Origin of the sequence: Mesorhizobium sp. M7A.F.Ca.CA.002.04.1.1, assembly GCF_004022805.1 — a bacterium.
Classification (GTDB): Bacteria; Pseudomonadota; Alphaproteobacteria; order Rhizobiales; family Rhizobiaceae; genus Mesorhizobium; species Mesorhizobium ciceri.
The window spans coordinates 1-3,319 of sequence record NZ_RZPL01000644.1; the positions used below are offsets into that span (position 1 = coordinate 1).

At 64.1% G+C, this 3,319-nt stretch carries 4 protein-coding genes and 1 pseudogene; 4 read left to right on the forward strand and 1 reads right to left on the reverse strand.

What is annotated here, in order from left to right; genetic code table 11:
- Together ENZ75_RS25960 and ENZ75_RS25965 are read left to right on the forward strand one after the other, a co-directional pair.
- Window positions 1-561, forward strand: a 561-nt coding sequence (locus ENZ75_RS25960) for an ABC transporter permease (protein WP_164888003.1), incomplete at its 5' end; no start/stop codon positions are given.
- Window positions 558-1,502: an ABC transporter permease gene (locus ENZ75_RS25965; protein WP_063169487.1), complete on the forward strand. Its 945-nt coding sequence runs from the start codon at window positions 558-560 to the stop codon at window positions 1,500-1,502. The genes ENZ75_RS25960 and ENZ75_RS25965, both read left to right, overlap by 4 nt.
- Before the next feature lie 244 nt (window positions 1,503-1,746).
- Here ENZ75_RS25965 and ENZ75_RS25970 read toward each other — a convergent pair whose 3' ends face one another.
- The gene (locus tag ENZ75_RS25970) at window positions 1,747-2,514 is read right to left on the reverse strand and encodes an SDR family oxidoreductase (protein ID WP_024504731.1); all 768 of its coding nucleotides are present in this window, start codon (window positions 2,512-2,514) and stop codon (window positions 1,747-1,749) included.
- Window positions 2,515-2,804: 290 nt separating this feature from the next.
- Here ENZ75_RS25970 and ENZ75_RS25975 point away from each other — a divergent pair, with 290 nt between their 5' ends.
- Together ENZ75_RS25975 and ENZ75_RS25980 are read left to right on the forward strand one after the other, a co-directional pair.
- On the forward strand, window positions 2,805-2,960 hold the full coding sequence (locus ENZ75_RS25975) for a hypothetical protein (RefSeq protein WP_013528960.1): 156 nt from the start codon (window positions 2,805-2,807) through the stop codon (window positions 2,958-2,960).
- A 110-nt stretch (window positions 2,961-3,070) separates the two neighbouring features.
- A pseudogene (locus tag ENZ75_RS25980) lies at window positions 3,071-3,319 on the forward strand (LLM class flavin-dependent oxidoreductase); the annotation flags it as partial.

Consider the following 3,319-nt stretch of genomic DNA (forward strand, 5'->3'; position numbering starts at 1 on the left):
TGGAAGGACTCCTTCAGCGGCTATCCGATCTCGCCGCCGATAGAGGATTCGGCCAATTTCCCTGTGCTGATCGAAGGTACAAGGCTGCATCTCGGCGTTATCGTGGCGCTGCTGGCGGCACCGCTGATCTGGTTCCTGATCGTGCGCACCACGCTCGGCTTCAGGATAAGGGTCACCGGCGAAAACCCGGAAGCGGCCAGATATGGCGGCATCCATGTCGAGCGCGTGCTGATCTCGACAGCGCTGCTGTCCGGCGCGCTGGCCGGACTGGCCGGCGTCGGCGAGGTCGGCGGCGTGCATTTCCAGGTGATGAGCGACATCTCGCCGGGCTACGGCTATTCCGGCATCGTCGTTGCCATGCTGGCGCGGCTCAACCCGCTTGGCGTCGTGCCGGCGGCGATCTTCCTTGCCGCCGTGATGACCGGCGCCGAGGCGATGTCGCGGGCGACCGGCGTGCCGGCCTTCCTCAGCGATGTCATCCAGGGCACTGCACTGCTCGCCATGCTGGTGGCGCTGCTGTTCACCGCCTATCGCATCCGCCGCGTCGGGGTTGCCCGATGAGCGCGGTGTTCGAACAGATCTTCCAGGTCGGTTTTCTGGCCGCGATCATTCGTATCGCCACGCCGCTGGCTTTTGCAACGCTGGGCGAAATGTTCTCGGAACGGGCCGGCGTGCTCAATCTCGGCATCGAAGGCATCATGCTTTTGTCGGCGATGACAGGCTTCACCGCTGCCAGCCTCAGCGGCAGCCTGTGGCTCGGCGTGCTGGCGGCGGTGCTGACCGGCATGCTGATGGGTGCGCTGCATGCGTTGTTCACGGTGGTGCTCGGCCTCAGCCAGCATGTCTGCGGCATCGGCGTGACGCTGTTCTCGTCGGGCCTTGCCTATTTCCTCTACCGGCTGATCTTCGGCCAGCAGTCTGTGCCGCCCAACATCAATGGTTTTCAGACGCTGCCGATCCCCCTCCTCTCCGACATTCCGGTGCTCGGGCCGGCGGTGTTCAACCAGTTCGCGCTGGTCTACATGGCGATCCTGGCCATTCCGTTGGCCGCTTTCATACTCTACCGCACGCCATGGGGCCTGTCGGTGCGCATGGTCGGTGAAAATCCGCGTGCCGCGGATTCGGCCGGTGTCAGCGTCATCGCCACACGCTTCCAGGCGGTTGTCCTCGGCGGCGCGCTGATGGGGCTGGCCGGCGCCTTCCTGTCGATGGCGCAGTTCAACGCCTTCACCTTCGGCGTCGTCTCCGGGCGCGGCTGGGTGGCGATCGCGCTGGTCGTCTTCGGCCGCTGGGATCCATGGCGCTCGGCGGGTGCGGCACTTCTGTTCGCCTTCGTCGATGCCTTGCAGCTGCGCATGCAGGCGAGCGGGCTCGGACACATCCCCTACGAGGCGTTCCTGATGCTGCCGTTCATCTTCACCATCGTCGCCATGGCTGTGATGTCGCGCAACGCGGTGGCGCCGTCGGCGCTGCTCAAGCCATTTCGCAGGGAGGAGCGTTAGCAAGCAGGGCTTGGTGCCATTTCCTCTCCCTCCGGAGGGGGGAGAGGTGGCGCTGCGAAGCCGCGACGGAGTGGGGGAACCACCCGGCAACCGTCGCGACGGACATTGGAAGGCCACTAGGCGCAAGAATCTTCCTGCACCGCGCCCAAGGGTCGCCCCCACTCCGTCGACCCCCACTCCGTCGAGCTGCGCTCGACACCTCTCACCCGATCGACGGGGGAGAGGAAGGGCGCCAGGCGTCGCCTCACATCGCGGTAAAACCGTTGTCGACGAACAGATGCGTGCCGTTGACGAAGCTCGACTCGTCGCTGGCCAGGTAAAGCGCCGCCCTCGCCACCTCTTCCGGCTCGCCGATGCGGCCCTGCTGCGCGGCCAGCGCTGCGTCCGAGACATCGACGCCGAGCCTGCCGAGGTCGGCAACCTCGCGCAGGCCGTGCGGCGTGCGGATGAAGCCCGGGCAGACGGCGTTGCAGCGGATGTTGCGGTCGCGGAACTCGACGGCGATGGCGCGGGCGAACATGTGGCAAGCGCCCTTGGTGGTGTCGTAGAGCACTTCGTTGGGAGTAGCCGCCACCGCCGAGATCGACGAGGTGCAGACGATCGAGCCGCCGCCCGCCGCAATCATGCCGGGCAAAACGGCGCGCGTCATCAGGAACATCGAGCGCACATTGACGGCATGCAGCCAATCCCATTCCTGCACCGTGGTCTCCAGGAAGGGCTTTATCACGATGGTGCCGGCGTGGTTGAACAGCACGGTGATGGGCCCGAGTTTTTCGATAGCACCCTTCACGGCGGCTTCGACCTGTGCCTCGTCGGAGACGTCGGCGACAAAATGCTCGGCGACATGGCCGCGTGCCCTGATTGTCGCTGCGGTTGCGGCGGCCGCCTCGCCGTTGCGGTCGATGATCGCCACCTTGGCGCCTTCGGCGGCGAACAACTCCGAGGCTGCTCCACCCATTCCCGTCGCGCCGCCCGAAATGATGGCGACCTTGCCGGCCAGTCTTGTGCCCATTTTTTTTGCCCCTTATGTGACGATTTCGCTTTGCTGGTTGGGTGATGCTACCGCGCCGGCGCCGGGCGGCCAATCCACGAATTGAGTGCCGCGAGGGCAAGGCCATAGGTCCATTCGGACGCAGACCCGAAAACGGACGCGCCATACGGATCGGCCGCCCGAGTGCCCCTGTAAGCAAGTGGCTACCAACTTCCCGTCACCTAAGAGAAAATTATTCTAGATTTGACCGAAAAATAGCAATCGACAAAGTCTACAAGTTTTATAGATTAACAGACGAGACGGAGGTCGATATGTCCTATATCCAGAACGCCCAGACGGATCGCAGTGGTCAGCGGGCGGCCAATGCCCAGACCTTCCGCCCGGCCTATGCCGGGGCTTTCGCCTATCTCGTCTTTGCCCTTGCGTTCGTGTTCACCGGGGCCGTTGTTCTGGGTCTTATTCCCTGAGTCGTCAGATCGACCGGGGTTAGCTGCCCCACCACTTACAGGCAATTGGAGTTGAATGAACCGAATCCTCGGCGTGCTTTCGCGCGCCCGACACCACGGAGGACATGGCAATGCCGATCGAGTTCACGCATATTCCCGGCAAGACCGCCGATGCCGCGGTTCCCTTTTTCTACGACTTTGCCGAGACCGCGACCAAGCTCGGGCTGATCGAGGACGGCGGCTTCCGCAAGATCGTCGTCGACGATTCGGCCGGACTGCTGACCAACATGGATCTTGCGGCCCAGGTGCTCGATCGCACCTCGTCGCTGGAAGTCGTGCTCACCCATTGGGCGGGCGTGGTCGAACCGACTGTGGCGGCC

Coding starts and splice junctions, on each gene's coding strand:
- ENZ75_RS25975 (WP_013528960.1), top strand. CDS start 2,805: ATGTCCTATATCCAGAACGCCCAGACGGATCGCAGTGGTCAGCGGGCG.
- ENZ75_RS25965 (WP_063169487.1), top strand. CDS start 558: ATGAGCGCGGTGTTCGAACAGATCTTCCAGGTCGGTTTTCTGGCCGCG.
- ENZ75_RS25970 (WP_024504731.1), bottom strand. CDS start 2,514: ATGGGCACAAGACTGGCCGGCAAGGTCGCCATCATTTCGGGCGGCGCG.